Genomic DNA, 17,275 nt, shown 5'->3' with positions numbered 1-17,275 from the left:
CGAGCGAGACCTGATCCGTGCGGCATGATCTTGTAGTTTCAGGACGACGATCCTCTGGAGGAGGCAACGAGCATGGGAACGTTCGGGACCGGCCCGTTCTCCAGCGACGGGGCCATGGAATTCCTGGAAGAGCTCGCCGAACGACCTGCCGAGCGGCGGGCGACAGCATTGGAGCGCATGTTCACGTTCGTGAAGGAACAGCCGGAGTTGCTCTGGCGGGAGTTCTTCCCGGAGGAGGTCGTGGCTGCGGCGGCGGTGGTAGCGGCGAGCCTGCCGGGCGGACATCAGTTCAATCAGAAACTTGCAGAGCTGGTCGAGCATGATCTTGTCCCGGACGTCCGGTTGGCCGCGCCCGTACTCGATTTAGCGGGCGCTGCGCTTCAAGCCCTGACGTTCGTCGCCGGGCCAGGAGGCCCGTGGCATCAGGGCTGGACGAATGACACGGACGCCGCTGAAGCCCGCGAGACGGTCGCTGTGCTGTCGCAGGTGCTCATCCTTGGCGGCAGCCCGCCGGCGTGATCCGGACCCCTCCGAGGCAGGCGATTTCTCGGACGGCCTCACCCGTGGCGGGACGATGACGACATGATGGGAATCAACCGCATCGCCGCCTGCTGCGTCATGTCCGTCGCCGTCCTCGCGTTGTCCGCCTGCGACCGGAAGCCCGCGGTGACACCCTCGGCCCCGTGCCGACGCCGGCCTCGCCTTCCCCACCTCCGTGCGGCCCGGCCGCTCCCGAACCCCGGGTAGACGAGAGCGACGGAGTGCTGGGCCCGGACATCATCTGCATTCCGGGGTCCGCACCCACGTAGGCGACCCGCGGGTCCGCTGCGGAAGCGGTGCCAGCGTCGCTCACGTAGGGAGAAGGTCCACTGCTTCGGCCGCGAGCCGGTCGATGGCATCGACGGGCATGACGAAAGCGATGTGCCACGTCTCGTCGTCCTCGCCAATCAATGCCGAGACTGTGGCATCGGTGTTGATGCACCAGTGAACCGGGATTCCACCGGCCTCACCGATCTGCAACGCACTCCGGGTGGCCCAGTCCGCGTCACGGATCGACCTCAGCCGGGCGAGATCGCTCAGTTGGGCCAAGAAATGAAACTCCCACGTCGGGGCCTGCAACATCACCACGACGACAGCAGGATCATCTCCGTCAGCCTCGATGAACACGTTCACCACCGCAGCAGGATGGCATCTGGGCCGGGACCGACCTCCGATGGCCCCGGCCGACACCAAGACCAGCACGCCCGACATCGTCCGTGCCGCCCCGACATCCAGACGGAGTCCCTGCTACCACGGCCACGTGACGTTGCGACGCCGGTAAGCACGCCGAGGCGGTCACATCGACGCGACCTTGCCCGAGCACTGATGCGGCCTGAGCTTCGTCGGTTCCGCTCCAGCTGCTCGGCTGCACGAGAGGCCCTCAGCTCGTAATCGTCTCCGCGCGCAGGTAGCTGTAGACGGTCTGGCGGCTGATGCCGTATTCCTTCGCGAGGACGGACTTCTTCTCACCGGCGGCGACGCGCTCGCGCACCTGCCGCGCCTGCTCGACGGTGAGGGCGGGTTTGCGGCCGGTGTAGACGCCACGCTGCTTGGCCGCGGCAATACCCTCGCGCTGACGTTCGAGGATCAGGGCACGCTCGAGCTCGGCGAACGCGCCCATCACTCTCAGCAGCAGGGTGGCCATCGGGGAGTCCTCGCCGGTGAAGGTCAGCCCCTCCTTGACGAACTCCACCCGCATGCCCTTGCGTGTCAGCGTCCGGACGAGCCGGCGCAGGTCGTCGAGGTTGCGGACGAGCCGGCCCAACGCAATCAGCGTTGACCTGCTCCTTATGGTGGCCCCGTGGGACTCGATGCATTTGTCTACTGCCGGTGCTGGCAGGACGGCTTGACACCGCCGGCACCGGTTGGGCCCGTCGGCTTCGACGAGGAGGGCTATCTGAGCCTGGTCGTTTCTGGGGGCGGGTACACCGAGACGGATGCCGCCTTCGACGGCTGGACAGCAAGCGCCTGCCCGCACGAGCTGATGGAACAGGCCAGCGAGCACCTGAGCAACTGGACGGGACACCGCCTGTTCCAACAGGCGCTGGGAGCGGCGGGGTGGTCGCATTTCCCCGCCCTGCAAGCTGAACTGCCCAGCGCCAACGGCGGCCGGATGCCGGCCGAAGCAGCCGTCCGCGTTCTCGACGAGCTGGACTATTTCGAGCAGCAGGCCGTCATCGACGATGAGGTCGTGTTGGTCGACGAGGCGACCGAAGCGGTGGCGTTGAGGTACGTCGCCGCGTACGAGGGTGTACTGATGCTGGGCCCCGGTTACCGGGCCGGGGTAGACCCGGAGGGCTTCTTCATCCTCGATCCAGACTCCGATCCGCCAGCCACGCTGTTCAGGTCGGCCCGGTTCCGGCAACGGGTACTCCCCAGCGGGCAGGTGCAGTTCAGCGACGAGAAGAAGAGCGTTCAGATCGCGATGTCGCCGGTCGGGGACAAGGGAACGCCGCCGGAGTGGCTGCGCCTGGAGAAGCAGCACCAGGCGCCGGCCGAGTTCGGCTACATCGTGGAGCCGTTACGCCGGTTATGTCGGGCCGCCGTGGCGACCGGCAACCCCGTGATGTGGTGCTGACCGGACCCACAGCGGTTGGGTTAATAGGCGGGCTGTCCGGACGAACCCCTCCCTGTCGCGCTGAGGTGAGGCAGCTCGTCTACCAGAGGGATAAAACCCCAACACCACACACCCCACCAGCACCAAAACACGTCAGAATTGGGTCCTTCGTGGCGTTTCTGGACGCATGTCCTCTGGCATCACAGAGTCCAACCTGACAGAACGGTCAGGAAGGCGAGAAAGATGCGCGTCGGCTACATCAGGGTCAGCACCGTCGACCAGAACACCGTCCGCCAACTCGACGGCATCCAGGTGGAACGCACCTTCACCGACACCGCCTCCGGCGAGGACACCACCCGCCCGAAGCTCGACGAGATGATCGCGTTCTTCGGCGACGGCGACACCGTGCTCGTGCACTCCATGGACCGCTTCGCCCGCAACCTCGACGACCTACGCCGGCTCGTACGCACGCTGACCGGCAAGGGCGTGCGGGTGGAGTTCGTCAAGGAGAACCTCGTCTTCACCGGCGAGGACTCCCCCATGGCCACCCTGCTGCTGTCGGTCATGGGCGCGTTCACCGAGTTCGAACGCGCCCTGATCCCGGAACGCCAGCGAGGGCATCGCCGCGGCCAGACAGCGTGGCGCCTACACCGGGCGTAAACCGGCCCTGATCACCGAGCAGGCCGTCGAGGTCCGTCGACGCGCCGCCGCCGGCGAGAAGAAGGCCGCGCTCGCCAAGGAGTACGGCATCAGCCGCGAGACGGTGTACAGCTACCTGCACGCCGAGACAGTACCAAGCTGAGGCGGCAACCATAGCCCCACCTGGGCCTTCCTCGGTTTGCTGGCCTGCCTCATATTTAGCGCATGAGATCACGGTTGCGGGTTCTAGCGGCGGTCCTCGTCGCGCTCGGCGCGTTGGGCTGGTCCACTCCGGCGGTGGCCGGGCCGGCGTACCCGCGCGCCGAGGGCTGGTGCGTCGACCAGGCGGGCGTACTCGGCCGCACGCTTTGCGCGCGGATCACCGCGGTCCTGCAGCGTGACGAGAAGGCAACGTCCGACGAGATCGCGGTCGCGGTGGTACGCACCACCGCAGACACCAGCATCGAGGACTGGAGCACCGGCCTGTTCAACAGGTGGGGCATTGGCAAGAGGTCCTCGAACAACGGGGTCTTGCTGGTCGTAGCGCTCGACGACCACCGGGTCCGGCTGGCGACCGGGCGGGGCCTGGCGGTGCGCCTCGACGACGCTACCGCCGGCCAGATCGTCGACACCTACATCATGCCGGAGTTCGCCAGAGCCCGGTACGCGCTCGGCGTCCTCACCGGCCTCGACCAGGTCCGGCGCCAGCTGGGGCACACCATCACCGCCGGCCAGCGGCTGCGGGACCTGGCAGAGAAGGCACCGGCTGCACCGGCCGCGTCTGCCGCGCAGGTGACCGAGGACCCTGAGGAGTTGCTACCCGGCGGGGACGGGGACTTCGAGGTGGCGGAGTCCACCAGCAGCACGTTCTCCTTCATGCCCGTCCTGATGGCCGTACCGTGTTTGCTCGTCGTCCTGATCGTCGCCGTGAGGGCGATCAGCGGCACACGCCGCACGCATCCTGTCCGGCCGGCGAGAAGGAACTTCGGCCCGCCCTCCGAGCACGGGCCCTACCCCGGGTCAGGCCATGGGCAGGGCAACGGGGCGGCATGGACCGCGGCGGCGACGGGTACCGCCCTCGGCGCCTGGGCCGAATCGAACTGGGGTTCATCCCAAAGCCCCGACCCCTCCGGGGGCAGCTCAAGCTCCGACTCCTCCTCCTGGGGTAGCTCAAGCTCCGACTCCTTCTCCTGGGGCGGCTCAAGCTCCGACTCGGGTGGCTCCAGCTTCGGCGGCGGATCCTCCGACGGCGGCGGATCCTCCGGCAGTTGGTGACCTGGTCTCGCACGGGAACTACGGCAGGCTTGGCGGCGATGGCCGCGGTCACGGTGCCGCCGCACCCCAGCCCCGGCCGGCTATGCCGGCCGGGGGCCCGGTCGAACCCGAGCATCGACCAGCCGGCTGCCTCAACCTGCCAACGCAGCCGCGGTGCGGCCGAGTTCACCGCCGAGCAGTACCGGGCGAAGCAACCGGGCGGCCGCGCCTTCCTGCACGCCGCCGAGTACCAGCCGTCGCCGGAGGTGCCCAGCGACGAGTACCCGCTGATGCTCACCACCGGGCGTACGGTTCACCAGTTCCACACACGCACCAAGACCGCCCGCGGGCCGCAGCTGAACGCGGCCGCCCCGGAGGTCTGGGTGGAAATCCACCCGGACGACGCCGAGAAGTACGGCATAGCCGACGGCGATCTGGCCGGCCTGGCGTCACCGCGCGGCGGCATCGAGGCACGCGCCCGGATCGGCGGCACCCGGCCCGGCACCGTCTTCGTGCCGTTCCACTACGGCTTCGACGTCCCGGCCGACCGGCGCACCCCGCGCGCGGCGAACGAACTCACCGTCACCTGGGATCCGGTGTCGAAGCAGCCGCTGTTCAAGGTGACAGCCGTCCGGATAGGGAAGCTCCGATGAACCTCGCGCACTACCTCGGTCTGCTGCACCGGGCCCAGATGAATCTGGCTGACGCGTTTCGCCACGTCGCCGCCGCACGCCAGGACGAACCCGACGTCAAGTACCTGTGCGAGCAGCAGGCGAAGGTGTGTGACGGGCACGCCGACCGGCTGCGGCCGTTCGCGGAGCGTTATCGGGAGCAAGCCGAGGAGGAGCCGGACCGTCTGCACTCCGAGTTGTTCCACGGAACCCGCACCGGTGGCCTCGGGCTCCTGCGCGACCTGCAGGATCTCTACCTGATGGCGGTCGAGTGCGACATCAGCTGGACGGTCGCGGGGCAGGCCGCCCAGGGCGCGCGGGATGGTGAGCTGCTCGAGGTCGTCACCACCTGCGAGGGCGAGACGGCCGTGCAGCTGCAGTGGCTACGGACCCGGATGAATCAGGCAGCCCCGCAAGCCTTCGTCGTGCTCTGACAATACCCTTACCGAATCCTGACATCGACCGCCTACGTTCGGCTGCATGACCGACCGTCGCGAGGTGTCCCACCTGCTCCGCCGGCTCACCTTCGGCCCGACCGCGGCCGAGGTGGACGCCGCGGTGCGTGCCGGCTACGACGCCACTCTCGCATCGTTGCTGCGTCCGGCGGCGGTGGTCCCGCCACCGGATCTCGGCGCCGAGCCGGCCGAGCAGGCCGACCGGCAGAAGGTACGCGAGGAGCAGCGTGCCCAGGTCGGTGAGCTGGTCCGGTGGTGGCTGGCCCGGATGGCCGAGGGCGGCGGCGCCGAGAAACTCATCTTCTTCTGGCACGGGCACTGGGCGACCAGCGCGCGCAAGGTCCGCTCCGCCCGGCTCATGCTCGGCCAGCAGCAGACGCTCCGGCGTTACGGGTCCGGCGACACCGGTCCACTGGTCCGGGCGATGCTGCGCGACCCGGCGCTGATCCTCTGGCTGGACGGGCAGAAGAACACCCGCAAGGCGCCGAACGAGAACCTGGCCCGCGAGGTCATGGAGCTGTTCACGCTCGGCGTGGGCACCTACGGCGAGGACGACGTCAAGGCCGCGGCCCGGGTGCTCACCGGATGGCAGGTCGACAGGGACGCCGGCACGGCAGGGCTGGCACCCCGGCGGCACGACGACAGGCCGGTCACGCTCCTCGGGCGTACCGGAAAGCTGGACGTCGACGCGTACGCCGACCTGCTCGTGCGCCACGAGGCGCATCTGCCGTTCCTGGCCGAGCGCCTGTGGGTGCGGTACGGCTCCGGCGGCGCACCCACCCCGCAGACCAAGGCGCGTGTGGCGGCAGCCGGACGCAACACGACAGCTCTGCTTACCGCTGTCGCCCGGGACCCGGAGTTCGCCGGCACTGCCGGGACACTGGTGAAGCAGCCCGTCGAGTGGCTGGTCGGCGCGCTGCGCCAGCTGGAGGTGCCGGTGGCGAAGATCGCCTCGGGCGAGCAGCAGAAGCTGGTCAACGCGTTGCGGGCGCTGGGCCAGCTGCCGCTGCACCCGCCGTCCGTCGGCGGCTGGCCGGTGGGTGCCGCCTGGCTGACCACCTCGTCCACGCTGACCCGGCTGCGCACCGGCCAGCGGCTCGCCGCGCTGGCCCCGGCCGCCGTCGACCGGCTCGGCCGCGGCGACCGGCTGGAAACGCTGGCGAACCTGCTGGTCGTCGACGCCTGGACGGACCGGACCCGGGCCGCGCTGAGCAACGTCAAGGATCCCGGCAAGCTGCTCGCGCTCGCCCTGGCCAGTCCCGAATACGCCGTCCACTAAGGAGACCTCGATGGATGCCATCACTCGGCGGCGCTTCCTCATCGCGAGCGGAGTGGCCGGCGGCGCCGCACTGGCAGCCGGCGCAACTGCCTACGGCCTGCGCGACATTCTGGACACCGCCAGCGATCGGGACCCGGCGGGCAAGACGCTCGTGCTGGTCACCCTCTACGGCGGCAACGACGGGCTCAACACCGTCATCCCGTACGCGGATCCGGCCTACGCGGCAGCCCGGCCCGACATGACCTACGAGCCGGACAAGATCCTCAAGCTGGACGACGGCTTCGGCCTCAACCCCGGCCTGGCCGGGCTGCACAAGCTCTACGGCGCCGGCAAGCTGGCGGTGGTGCGTGGCGTCGGCTACCCGAAGCCCAGCCGCAGCCACTTCCAGTCGATGGACATCTGGCAGACCGGCCGGCCGGACCGGCCGGCTACCACCGGATGGCTGGGCCGCTGGCTGGACACCGCGGGCGGCGACCCGCGGCTGGCGATCTCCTTCGAGCCGGTCCTGCCGCCGCTGCTGGCCGGTGCGAAGAGCGCCGGGGCGACAGTGCCCGGCGGGACGCTGCAACTGCCCGGTGTCGCGACGCCCGAGCTGCTCACGGCGCTCGGCGCCGCCGCGCCCGGTGAGTCGCCGGCACAGGCCCGCGCCGCGGCCTGCTTCGCCGACCTCGTACGAGTCCAGGACCTGCTGAAGAAGGTCGAGGAGGGCGCTCCGGAGCAGGACGAGGCGGACGACGAATCGCCGCAGGCGACAGCCACCGGCGGCGCCGCCCCGCCGCTGGACCAGCAGCTCGCGCTGGTGGCACGGTGCATCGAGGCCGGCGCGGCCACCCGGGTCTACTCGGTCTCTATGGGCGGCTTCGACCTGCACGCCGACGGCAAGACGGCCCAGCAGGGGCAACTCGCCCGGCTGGACGGACCGCTCGCCGCCTTCACCGAGCGGATGGCCGGCAAGGGCGTGGTGATCGCCGTCTACTCCGAGTTCGGTCGCCGGGTACGGGCCAACGCCTCCGACGGCACCGACCACGGCACCGCCTCCGACATGTTCCTGCTCGGCGACGGCGTACGCGGTGGTCTGCACGGCGAGCCGCCCAGCCTGACCGATCTCGACGACGGCGACCTGAAGCACACGGTCGACTTCCGTGACGTCTACGCCTGCCTGCTGGCCGACGTGCTCGGCGCCGAACCGGAGCGCTTGCTGGACGGCTGGACCGGTCGCCTCACCAAGGTCCTCGCCGACTAGACGCGGAGACCACCAACGTTCACCGGGCGTGTGCGCATGGGCGGCGGTGATACGTGGCGGCCCACCCGGCGACCAGGTCGACGTCCGCCGGGCGCTCGCCGACCTGCTCGGTATCCCCCACGAGTAGGTCGGCCTGGCCCGACACGCACCGCCCGGCGACCGGCAGCCGGGCCCGGCGGCGGCTACGCTGCGGGCAGGAGGTCGTGATCGGATGCGACGCAGGACCCTGTTCGGTGGGGCCGGAGCAGCAGCGCTCACCACCGTCATCGGCACACCCCCGGCCATTTCCGGTGGACCGGTCGACATGGGCGCCCATCTCGAACGGCTGATGTTGTCGCCCACCCGGGCGTCCATCCCGGTCACCCTGGCGCAGGCCACCGCAGACGTCACTGCGGCTGCCGGCGCTTACCGCAGTGCCCGCTATGGCGTGGTCGCGGCCGCCCTGCCCGATCTGCTGGCCGGGTTGCACGCCACCGCGGCGCACAGCACCGGCCGAACCCGCGACACCGTTGCCGGGCTGCTCGCCCGCGCCTATCAACTGGCGTCGAACGTGGCAACGAAACACGGTGACGACGCGATCGCATTGACGATGGCGGACCGAGCCCGCGCCGAGGCAGCCATGTCTCGGGCAGATGGCCAGGTGAAGGGCCCATCGATGTGGCGAAGGCAGCCCCTACGGATCCACGGGACCTTGGCGGGATCGTCGTCGCCGGTGGCGTTCGTCACCCGGCAACCGGCGTCCCTCCACCACGCGCTGCCGTTGCCACCCCGTCCGAGGAAGTGAGTGGTTGCGGTCAGGTGTGGTGCAGGACGGTCTTCATGTCGACCATGGCCGTGGGGACGGGGTCCTCAATGGGGTCGGACGGAGTTCCGTAGTCAGTGAAGTCGGCCACCGTGCCCAGGCCAAAGTCCCAGCGCACGGGGTAAGGCGCGCCCGCCGTCGCCACCGAGATCTCGGTTCGCGCGTCCTCGGTGGTCCTGGTGTCGAGCACGGTGATAGTGGGCACGCCGCCGATGTCCTTGGGGTCGCCCAGGGCCAGCTGTTTCGGCACCGCGCTGTCCAGGAAGGTCCGGTCGGCAAACAGGAAAGCGCCGTCCAAGCCCGCGGTGGCGACCAGGGGATCGCCGCGCTCGACCTTGATCCATCGTGCGCCGGCGAAGGTGGCGTAGGCGTGGGCTTGCTCCGGTTTCCCGAGTCCGGTGACCCAGAACGTCTCGTCAGGGCGGATGTAGAAGTTAGTCTTGGTCTTGAGGATCTCGGTCGTCCCGCCGTCGCGGGTGATGCTCCCGCGTAGATTCTCTCCCAGCACGGCGAGCTTGATCGACAGCGGCTTGCTCGCGTCGCCGCCGTGGACCTCCACGCGGTAGGACGGGGCTGACTTGAAGGCGGCGAGCGACCTCTCCACGACAGTGGCCGCCGGCAGATCGTTGAGGCCGTTCTCGGCCGGCGTGGCCGCATCGTGAGAACACCCGGCCAACAGCAGCATCGCTGTTGCGGCGACGGCCGCTCTCATAGACATTCTCACGTAGTTCCACCCCGTACGGTTCGGCCGCCTTGCGCAAACAGCCGCCACAATAGCGGGTGGACCGCGTCGAAGTGCCAGCCGCACGGTTGAGTGGAGCCCCACGCGATGAGGCGCATCCGCCGGAGGAGAACAACTTCGCGCGGAGCGCGTGGCACCCTGTTTTCGACAAATTCAGGCGCAAGCGGTGCGGAGCCAGTGACTCAACGTAACACCTTGGGTCGGTTCGAGCGCGGATCGCGGCATGAGCGGACGTTCCGACGTGCTCGGATGACGGCCTGGCCTGGCGGCTACAAGGCCACGGTCTCGTTCGGAGGCGTGTCGCTTGACCTCAACCCTACGTGAGATTGCAGGCTTTCGGCATTCGCGTCGGCGAACGGATGGAGGCAGGTGCTATGCGAGTGGTCCGGGCAATCCGTCTCGGGGATCCTGAGGTGCTCGTTCTAGGTCAGGCACCGGACCCGGTGGCAGGGCCGGGACAGGTCGTGGTCGATGTGGCTGTTGCGGGCATCTCGTTCGTCGAGACGCAGATCCGCCGTGGCATCGACAGGTGGCATGAACGGCCGCAGGTGCCGTATGTGCCTGGTGGCCTGGTGGCCGGGCTTGTGCGAGCCGTCGGCGACCAGGTGGATGCGGCTTGGCTGGGACGGCGTGTGGTGGCCACCACGGGAGAGACTGGCGGATTCGCCGAGCGGGCGTTGGTGCCGGCCGAGAATCTGTTCTTGGTGCCAGACGGCCTCGGACTGCCGGAGGCCACCGCCCTTTACAGCGACGGCAGCACGGCGCAAGGGCTGACCGAACACGCCAGGATCGGCCCCGGCGACTGGGTTTTGGTCGAAGCGGCCGCAGGCGGGGTGGGTAGCCTGCTGGTGCAGCTGGCCCGGGCGGCAGGCGCGCGGGTCGTCGGAGCCGCTCGCGGGCGTCGGAAGCTCGATGTGGTCAGCGAGCTAGGCGCCGACGCGGTGGTCGACTACTCCGAATCGGGCTGGGCCAAGCGGGTGCTCGAAGCGACCGGTGGCGCGGGACCGGATGTGGTGTTCGACGGCGTCGGCGGCGAGATCGGGCGGGCCGCGTTCGAGGTTGCGGCCCGCGGCGGCCGGTTCTCGGTGCACGGCGCCGCCAGCGGCGAGGTCACGGTGATCGACCCTACGGAGGCAAGCCGAAGGGGCGTGACGGTGATCGGCATCGAACAGCTCTTTGATTTCGGACCGCATGTGCGGCGCTGGGCGGAGCGGATGATGTCGCAGGCGGCACAGGGAGTCGTCCGGCCGGTCATCGGGCAGACCTTTCCGCTAGAGGCAGCCGCCGACGCGCACGCCGCGGTCGAGAACCGCACTGCCGTGGGTAAGACCCTGCTGCTGGTGTAGGCGCTGCACCTGGGTCGGTGACCCGGCTACCTCATTCGCCCCTGAGCCTCGACGGCCGCATGCCACCGCCAGAACAGAACGTCCGCTCATCGGGCCGGCGTTGTCGCGGGCGATCCGTTGGGGATCATCGCCGAGCAGTACAACCAGATGATCAAGTACGCGACGGCGATCCGTGCTGGCACCGCCTCCACCGAGGCGATCCTGCGCCACTTCACCCGCGCCAACGCGATCCACCCCCCTATCAAGCGATGATCGAGGTCGGCCGCGCGCAGCGCACCATCTTCGTCGCCCGCTACTTGCGCAGCCGCGACCTGCAACGCGAGATCAACGAGGGTCTCAACGTCGTCGAGTCGTGGAACCGGGCCAACAGCGTGATCTTCTTCGGCAAAGGCGGCGACATCGCCACCAACCGCCGCGACGAGCAGGAACTCTCCGTGCTGTGCCTACTCCAAGCTGCCCTGGTCTACGTCAACACCCTCATGGTTCAGGACGTCCTCGCCGACGACGAGTGGGCCGACCAGCTCACCGACGTCGATCGGCGCGGCTTGACCCCGCTGTTCTGGACCCACGTCGCCCCGCACGGAGAAGTCAAACTCGACATGACCAGCCGTCTGCCGCTGCGTACCTGAGTATCAGCGGCCGTACAGCCACTGTGTCGCGGCCGTCGAGCACGTCCCTCCAGCTGATGTCATGCGGAAGATCTGCAGAACAACGTCCTCGACCGCCGAGCCTGGAGCACCCGGCAGCAGTTACGAACCGCGATGGTGACCTGGATCGAACGGACCTACCACCGCCGCCGACGCCAACAGTCGCTGTCCCGGTTGACCCCTATCGAGTTTGAGACGATCATGACATCACCGGCCAGTCAGGCCGCGTGACTACACCTGTCACCTATCGGTGCAGCAGACCACTTTTCCCCGAGCCAAGCGATCTGCGCGTCGGCTTCCAGCGCAAGCACGGCGACACTACGCACGAAAGCGGCGAGAAGTTTGGGGACAGGCTGGTCCACGAGGTCAGCCTATTGGCTCGCCCCCAGGGACCTCACGCGGCGTCCTCGTCGGCCGCCGACCGCGCGCGACGGCCGACGCAGCCGTAACGCTCCGTACGGTCCGGTGCACGGATCTGCCGATGTGAGCGTGTCGGTCGACATAGCATCTTGCCGAGTCTCGTTCCGGCACGCCTTCCTGCCGCTCGGCCTTGCCCTAAACCGAGGTTTAGATTCTAGGGTGTGGCTATGCAACCAGCTGAGCAACACGAACGCGCCGGTGATACCGCAGCTATTCAGCAGGTGATCGCCGCGGTTCAACATGCCCAGAACAACGAACTTTCTGAAGTTGTTCCGGGCCGACGCCATCTGGACCACGGGCGGAGGCAAGCGTCTCTTCGGCCTCGAAGCCATCTCGGCGTTCACCCGTCAGGTTCTTCCCGGTGGGATGCAGGGATCGACGGTGACGTTCGAGCTGGAACACATCCTGTTCGTCCGCCACGACGTCGCGGCAGTCAAGGTTCGCCAGCTGTACGAGACGCCGGACGGGCCAGATCTCGGCACTCCGCTATGGGTCATGGCGAAGGAGGGCGGGCGATGGTTGCTGACCGCTTGCCAAAACACGGGTGCACCCCATGATGAGCTTCCAACGGCGGCGACGAGCCGACCTATCTTCCACGACCGCGCGTGACTCTTTGCCTGGATGCAGTCCGGCGCGATGCCGCGGTCGGCGATTTCGGTACCACGGAAGGTTGTCATGGCCTTCGTTCCTCGCGCGTCAGTAGCTGACTTCAAAGTGCGTATTGGAGAGCCGGATTTAAAACCGGTGGGCGCACGTTTCTTACTGATCGTAACTGAGGTGCGGTCAACCGGCTGGTGGCCGTGACGACGGGAGGACGACATGGTCCGGCACGACACCTTCACGATCTCGCGGCATCTCGGCGTGCCGCCGGGCGAGGTATTCACGGCGTTCGCCGACACCGCGATCAGGCGGCGGTGGTTCCGGCTGCCCGGGCGCGGGGCCTCCTACGAGCACGACTTCCGGGTAGGCGGTGGTGAGACGGGGCGCAGCACGTTCAACGGACTGGACACGCCGCCTGAGCGGCTGGAGTACCGGTCGTGGTACATCGACATCGCCGGCACTCACCGGATCGTCTACGGCTACGAGGCCGTCGTCGACGGCGAACGACGGTGGACCTCGCTGGTCACGGTTCGGCTCGACGCCGAGCAGGACGGTACCTGCCTGGAATGGACCGAGCAGGCGACATTCCTGAGGTACGCGGGGGACGGCGGTGCGGACCTGGCCCACCTGCGGGGCGCGAGTGTGCTGCGGCTGAACGGCCTCAACGCCGCGCTCCGATCCGCCACAGCGACATCAGCCACGACGGTGACTATCCCGCTTGCGGAAACGGACCGCGCGTGACGAACATCGGTGTCATCCTCGGCAGCACCCGCCCTGGCCGGGTCGGTCACCAGGTGGCCGAGTGGGTCGCCGAACAGGGCGGCCAGCACCACGGCATCGACGTCGAAGTGGTGGACATCGAGGACTACGGTCTGCCGGTCTTCGACGAGCCGCAGTCGCCGCTACTCGGCTCCTACGCGCACACTCACACACATCAGTGGAGCAAACGGATTGCCTCGTTCGACGGATACATCTTCGTCACCCCGGAGTACAACCGGTCGATCCCCGCAGCGCTGAAGAACGCCATCGACTACCTCTACGGCGAGTGGAACAACAAGGCAGCGGGCTTCGTCTCCTACGGCAGCAACGTCGGCGGCGCCCGTGCAGTGGAACATCTGCGCCTCATCACGGCAGGCCTCCAACTGACGCTTCCGCGAATGAGGTCCACCGCTGCACGTCGTGGGCAGCGAAGAAGCCGTGGTTGGTCGCTGCCGACCAGCCATGTCGTTCGACGTGATAGGAGTCGCTGAGGCATGCGCATGTCGTTGTGGGCACGATTCGGGCTTCCCGAGACCCGGGGACGTGGCCCCCTGGTCACTGCGGTCGTCATCGACAGCCTCGGTTCCGGTCTCTTCATGCCGTTCGTCGTCCTCGTCTTCCTCAACATCACGCCGATGTCGCTGGCCACCGTGGGTCTGGGGCTGTCTGTAGCGGCAGTGCTGGCGCTACCCACGTCGGTGGTGTTCGGGGTCATCGTCGACGCCGTCGGGCCGAAACGTGTCGTGGTCGCCAGCAACCTGGTTCAGGCCGCCGGCTTCATGGGTTACTTCTGGGTCGAGTCACCATGGCAACTCGTCGTTGCCGGATTCGTCGTCAACGCGGGCCAGAACATGTTCTGGACAGCCAACGGGGCCCTCGTCGGCCTCGCGGCGAATCCCGGCGAGCGAGCACGCTGGTTCGCGATGCTCCGGATGCTACGCAACGCGGGCATCGGGCTAGGTGCGCTGGCCGCCGTGTCGATGCAGTTCAACGGTGCTTCCGGGTATCGTCTGCTCATCCTGGGCAACGCGATCAGTTTCGTGGTTGCCGCTCTGTTCACGTCGCTGTGGCGCCAGCCTGCCAGCGAGCCGGCCGCACCTGACACCACCGAGAAGCCGCGCGGTCGTGGCTACCGGAGCGTGCTGGCCGATCGCGCGTTCGGCATAGCCATCGCAGCGAATGCGCTCTTCGTGCTCTGCACACTGGTGCTCACGCTCGTCCTGACGGTTTACGTCACAGAGACTCTGAACCAGCCGGCCTGGGCCTCCAGCGCGCTCTTCACTCTCGCGACCGTGCTGGTGGTCGTCGCACAGACCACCGTGACGCGGCATACCGAGGGCCACTCGCAAGTGCGGGTGCTGCAACTCGCCGCGGTGCTGTGGGCGGCGTCGTTCGGCGTGTTCTGGGCCGTCCTCGGGACGCCGCCCGCGTTGGCGCTGACCGTCCTCGTCATCGGGGTGATCTGCTACACGGCCGCCGAGATCGTCTTCTCGCCAGCGATGAGCAGCTTGGTGCTGAGCCTGTCGGCACCCTCGAACCGGGGACGCTACTTCGCTGTCCAACAGCTCTCCTGGAGCATTCCCAGTGCCTTGGCACCAGCCGTGCTCACCGGACTGCTCAGCCGGGGGGCGGCGGTGTTGTGGGCCGGGCTCATCGCGGCTTGCGCGATCATCATCGCACTGCTCGCCGTTCTGGCAAGGACCATGCCACCGGGGCGCGCAGCAACACCCGCCGACCCGGCGAGCCGGCCCGGCGTGGACAAGTCATGACTTGCCATCGATACCGTATCCGGCGACCCGCTCGGGGTCATGCCGATGAGCGGATACGGCGGTTAGGTGGCTCACGGCTCAGGGCGGCGGCTTGATTCGCCGATGCGTGCGAGTGGTATCTCGATGCATCGGTAGGTCGACAATTCCGTCAGATCCGGTATGCGCCGGGCAAGATGCCGAAGCCCGATGCGTCGGGCGTCCGCGCCAGCATCCCCATCCCCCGTACGACGGAGGAGCTTCTCTGCACCCTCCCACGATGTCGATGCTCAGCTCAGCGGCCACCGTGCGAGCGGTACAGGCGTACGAGAAGTCGCAGAATGCCTCATCCATTGCTGGGTCGTCCTCAACTTTCGTATGCATCTCCTCGGGACTGACAGAGATGCCCAAGGCAGGCTCCAGCGGAGCCTTGATACGCACCAGCCGTTCTGCTGCCGCCAAATCGGCGGGGTGCAGGCCACCTTCGCCAACGATCATGACCAGCACCTCGAGTGCGACCGCGCGCAACCTACCGGGGCCGTGTCGCCGGATCCGCTGCAATGGGGAGGCGATCGCGTGGCCACGCTGGGCAAGTCGCCAGACACGGCTGCTACGTTCCCTCCAGCTGTACTCGCAGAGCTCGCCCAACTCGATCTCTAGGGACTCACCAGCGTCACTCACGTGGACCTTTCTACCCCTTGCCTACCATCCGCATCTCGCCGCCGAACGCGCACACCGTCCACGGCGCTACTGGCCGGCTTCCGGCCGTGAGTTTCGCGCTTCGCGGGCAACGAGTTCGTCCCACCGGCCGACGAAAACGACATCGGCGCCAGGTGGAAGACGTTCAACCACCATCGCGACAGCGTCTTCTGCGGTAGCCGCCGGCCCGACGGTCTCGCTTCGACTGGGTCCCGCAACCCGGTAGGCACCTCCCGGCGCCGGCTCGATGTAGGGAATGTCCCACCCCCAGGGCCACTCAGTGCAGCGACTGAAATGCAGTTCGCCCATCCCGGTCCAGGGAAACAGGCATCGCAACCGCGGCTCGGCATAGGCGGCTTGGGCAAATGGGATGGGCCGACGCTTTGCGAGCGCTCATACCTCTTCGTGTCGTCGCGACGGCAGAAAGGACCGGTCAAGGCCTGCGCGTGGAGTTCGAGAAGGGGGCGATTCGCTTGCATCCCGACATCAGCGATGAGACCGGACCAGAGATCGCGCTGTTGACCGGCTTCAAGGATGGACGCTGGATGTGCTGGCGCCCTGGAGAAGAGTCCTTCGAAGACGTTGTCTGACGTCCTCACATGCCGCGATCCGCTCGTCGCCGCCATCGTCGCGGCTGCCAGCCGCCGGACGGCACCCGCTCGTGCGGAGCCGACATGCACGCGCTCAGGCGGTCGATGATGCGCCATGACCATGCCCGTCACAGTGGGTAAACGCGGTACTGCAGTTTTTCGTCGTACTGGAGACCGGTGACTGCTGTGATGATCGACCAGAGGAAGTCCTCGTCCGGGCCCCAGGACGGCAGGGCGATCTCGGCCTCGACCGGCAGTGGCGTTCCTTCGTCCTCGACGGCCACACCATCGGCGTAGACGTAATGCCGGGTTCGTTCGCCATTCGTGAACAGCGTGAAGCCGTATGTGCTCGAAACGCTGCTGAAGAAGACCACCAAAGCGTCGGCCGGGTCGGTCGGCTCCCAACCCATGACCACATCCATCATCGGGTTCCAGACTTGCACCCAGCCACCCGACTCGGCGGCGTAGAGGGCGTCGGGCTTGAGGGCGCTTGTAGCCTGGTCAGCTCCGACCAGTTCGCCGCTGAAATCTGTGATGGCGAGGTCGTCCACAGCCTCGTCCGCCGTCACGTCCTGGCGGAAAAGCACCGACGTGTTCCAACCCATGATTGAACCTTTCCTTGTACGGCGGGGCCGCCGCCCATTGTTCACGGCGGCACCGTCTGGACAACGTGGGAGGGCGTTCTCGCGAGACACCTCGACGGCTTTGCTCGCAAAGAAGACCCCCGTGAACGGCTTCCGATCATCGCCGCGGAGCAGACTCCGCCGCCCTGCTGGCCGCCTCCTAGT

The 17,275-nt window shown here is 67.9% G+C and carries 21 protein-coding genes and 2 pseudogenes; 18 read left to right on the top strand and 5 right to left on the bottom strand.

Annotated elements, in window-relative coordinates; translation table 11 throughout:
- The first annotated feature begins 72 nt into the window (after positions 1 to 72).
- Positions 73 to 519, top strand: a complete 447-nt coding sequence (locus Asi03nite_RS33905; RefSeq protein WP_203684602.1) for a DUF4259 domain-containing protein — start codon at positions 73 to 75, stop codon at positions 517 to 519.
- Positions 520 to 849: 330 nt separating this feature from the next.
- Here the strand turns inward: Asi03nite_RS33905 and Asi03nite_RS33900 are convergent, their stop codons facing one another.
- Complete coding sequence (locus tag Asi03nite_RS33900; RefSeq protein ID WP_203684601.1) at positions 850 to 1,176, bottom strand: hypothetical protein; 327 nt, start codon at positions 1,174 to 1,176, stop codon at positions 850 to 852.
- 244 nt (positions 1,177 to 1,420) lie between these two features.
- Positions 1,421 to 1,804 carry a recombinase family protein gene (locus Asi03nite_RS33895; RefSeq protein WP_239103117.1) on the bottom strand — a complete coding sequence of 128 codons (384 nt, stop codon included), beginning with the start codon at positions 1,802 to 1,804 and terminating at the stop codon, positions 1,421 to 1,423.
- 36 nt (positions 1,805 to 1,840) lie between these two features.
- On the opposite strand from Asi03nite_RS33895, the gene Asi03nite_RS33890 reads away from it, so the two are divergent.
- The 9 genes from Asi03nite_RS33890 (at position 1,841) to Asi03nite_RS33855 (ending at position 8,921) form a co-directional block, all read left to right on the top strand.
- Positions 1,841 to 2,617 (top strand): hypothetical protein, encoded by a 777-nt coding sequence (locus Asi03nite_RS33890; RefSeq protein ID WP_203684600.1) that lies wholly within the window; start codon positions 1,841 to 1,843, stop codon positions 2,615 to 2,617.
- A 222-nt stretch (positions 2,618 to 2,839) separates the two neighbouring features.
- Entirely contained in the window at positions 2,840 to 3,256 is a 417-nt protein-coding gene (locus Asi03nite_RS33885) for a recombinase family protein (protein WP_239103116.1), read from the top strand.
- Positions 3,216 to 3,398, top strand: coding sequence for a helix-turn-helix domain-containing protein (locus Asi03nite_RS39115; protein ID WP_444978653.1), 183 nt, complete (start codon positions 3,216 to 3,218; stop codon positions 3,396 to 3,398). Before Asi03nite_RS33885 ends, Asi03nite_RS39115 begins: the two co-directional genes overlap by 41 nt.
- A gap of 62 nt (positions 3,399 to 3,460) precedes the next feature.
- Positions 3,461 to 4,510, top strand: a complete 1,050-nt coding sequence (locus Asi03nite_RS33880; RefSeq protein ID WP_203684599.1) for a TPM domain-containing protein — start codon at positions 3,461 to 3,463, stop codon at positions 4,508 to 4,510.
- 38 nt (positions 4,511 to 4,548) lie between these two features.
- Complete coding sequence (locus Asi03nite_RS33875; protein WP_239103115.1) at positions 4,549 to 5,142, top strand: molybdopterin oxidoreductase family protein; 594 nt, start codon at positions 4,549 to 4,551, stop codon at positions 5,140 to 5,142.
- Positions 5,139 to 5,594 carry a hypothetical protein gene (locus Asi03nite_RS33870; RefSeq protein ID WP_203684598.1) on the top strand — a complete coding sequence of 152 codons (456 nt, stop codon included), beginning with the start codon at positions 5,139 to 5,141 and terminating at the stop codon, positions 5,592 to 5,594. Before Asi03nite_RS33875 ends, Asi03nite_RS33870 begins: the two co-directional genes overlap by 4 nt.
- Positions 5,595 to 5,640: 46 nt before the next feature.
- Positions 5,641 to 6,894 carry a DUF1800 domain-containing protein gene (locus Asi03nite_RS33865; RefSeq protein WP_203684597.1) on the top strand — a complete coding sequence of 418 codons (1,254 nt, stop codon included), beginning with the start codon at positions 5,641 to 5,643 and terminating at the stop codon, positions 6,892 to 6,894.
- Positions 6,895 to 6,904: 10 nt separating this feature from the next.
- Positions 6,905 to 8,137 carry a DUF1501 domain-containing protein gene (locus Asi03nite_RS33860; protein WP_203684596.1) on the top strand — a complete coding sequence of 411 codons (1,233 nt, stop codon included), beginning with the start codon at positions 6,905 to 6,907 and terminating at the stop codon, positions 8,135 to 8,137.
- A gap of 304 nt (positions 8,138 to 8,441) precedes the next feature.
- Positions 8,442 to 8,921 (top strand): hypothetical protein, encoded by a 480-nt coding sequence (locus tag Asi03nite_RS33855; protein ID WP_203684595.1) that lies wholly within the window; start codon positions 8,442 to 8,444, stop codon positions 8,919 to 8,921.
- 10 nt (positions 8,922 to 8,931) lie between these two features.
- Here the strand turns inward: Asi03nite_RS33855 and Asi03nite_RS33850 are convergent, their stop codons facing one another.
- On the bottom strand, positions 8,932 to 9,624 hold the full coding sequence (locus tag Asi03nite_RS33850; protein ID WP_203684594.1) for a hypothetical protein: 693 nt from the start codon (positions 9,622 to 9,624) through the stop codon (positions 8,932 to 8,934).
- A 416-nt stretch (positions 9,625 to 10,040) separates the two neighbouring features.
- On the opposite strand from Asi03nite_RS33850, the gene Asi03nite_RS33845 reads away from it, so the two are divergent.
- From Asi03nite_RS33845 to Asi03nite_RS33810, 7 genes and pseudogenes are all read left to right on the top strand, one after another.
- Positions 10,041 to 11,027: a zinc-binding dehydrogenase gene (locus Asi03nite_RS33845; RefSeq protein WP_373872206.1), complete on the top strand. Its 987-nt coding sequence runs from the start codon at positions 10,041 to 10,043 to the stop codon at positions 11,025 to 11,027.
- Between the two features lie 147 nt (positions 11,028 to 11,174).
- Positions 11,175 to 11,656, top strand: a pseudogene (locus Asi03nite_RS33835) (Tn3 family transposase).
- A 72-nt stretch (positions 11,657 to 11,728) separates the two neighbouring features.
- Positions 11,729 to 11,905 (top strand): annotated as a pseudogene (locus Asi03nite_RS33830) (IS3 family transposase); the annotation flags it as partial.
- A gap of 429 nt (positions 11,906 to 12,334) precedes the next feature.
- The gene (locus Asi03nite_RS33825) at positions 12,335 to 12,703 is read left to right on the top strand and encodes an SgcJ/EcaC family oxidoreductase (protein WP_203684591.1); all 369 of its coding nucleotides are present in this window, start codon (positions 12,335 to 12,337) and stop codon (positions 12,701 to 12,703) included.
- Between the two features lie 210 nt (positions 12,704 to 12,913).
- A complete protein-coding gene (locus tag Asi03nite_RS33820) occupies positions 12,914 to 13,435 on the top strand; it encodes an SRPBCC domain-containing protein (protein WP_203684590.1) in 522 nt (173 codons plus the stop codon).
- Entirely contained in the window at positions 13,432 to 13,944 is a 513-nt protein-coding gene (locus tag Asi03nite_RS33815; RefSeq protein ID WP_203684589.1) for an NADPH-dependent FMN reductase, read from the top strand. Before Asi03nite_RS33820 ends, Asi03nite_RS33815 begins: the two co-directional genes overlap by 4 nt.
- 3 nt (positions 13,945 to 13,947) lie before the next feature.
- Entirely contained in the window at positions 13,948 to 15,222 is a 1,275-nt protein-coding gene (locus Asi03nite_RS33810; protein WP_203684588.1) for an MFS transporter, read from the top strand.
- A gap of 723 nt (positions 15,223 to 15,945) precedes the next feature.
- On the opposite strand, the gene Asi03nite_RS39035 is transcribed toward Asi03nite_RS33810, so the two are convergent.
- Positions 15,946 to 16,269: a DUF6193 family natural product biosynthesis protein gene (locus Asi03nite_RS39035; RefSeq protein ID WP_373872205.1), complete on the bottom strand. Its 324-nt coding sequence runs from the start codon at positions 16,267 to 16,269 to the stop codon at positions 15,946 to 15,948.
- 74 nt (positions 16,270 to 16,343) lie between these two features.
- On the opposite strand from Asi03nite_RS39035, the gene Asi03nite_RS33805 reads away from it, so the two are divergent.
- Positions 16,344 to 16,487 carry a hypothetical protein gene (locus Asi03nite_RS33805; RefSeq protein ID WP_203684587.1) on the top strand — a complete coding sequence of 48 codons (144 nt, stop codon included), beginning with the start codon at positions 16,344 to 16,346 and terminating at the stop codon, positions 16,485 to 16,487.
- Between the two features lie 128 nt (positions 16,488 to 16,615).
- On the opposite strand, the gene Asi03nite_RS33800 is transcribed toward Asi03nite_RS33805, so the two are convergent.
- A complete protein-coding gene (locus Asi03nite_RS33800; protein WP_203684586.1) occupies positions 16,616 to 17,092 on the bottom strand; it encodes a hypothetical protein in 477 nt (158 codons plus the stop codon).
- Positions 17,093 to 17,275 lie beyond the last annotated feature (183 nt).

The organism is Actinoplanes siamensis (assembly GCF_016862395.1).
Classification (GTDB): Bacteria; Actinomycetota; Actinomycetes; order Mycobacteriales; family Micromonosporaceae; genus Actinoplanes; species Actinoplanes siamensis.
This window is presented reverse-complemented; position numbering and strand designations above follow the sequence as displayed.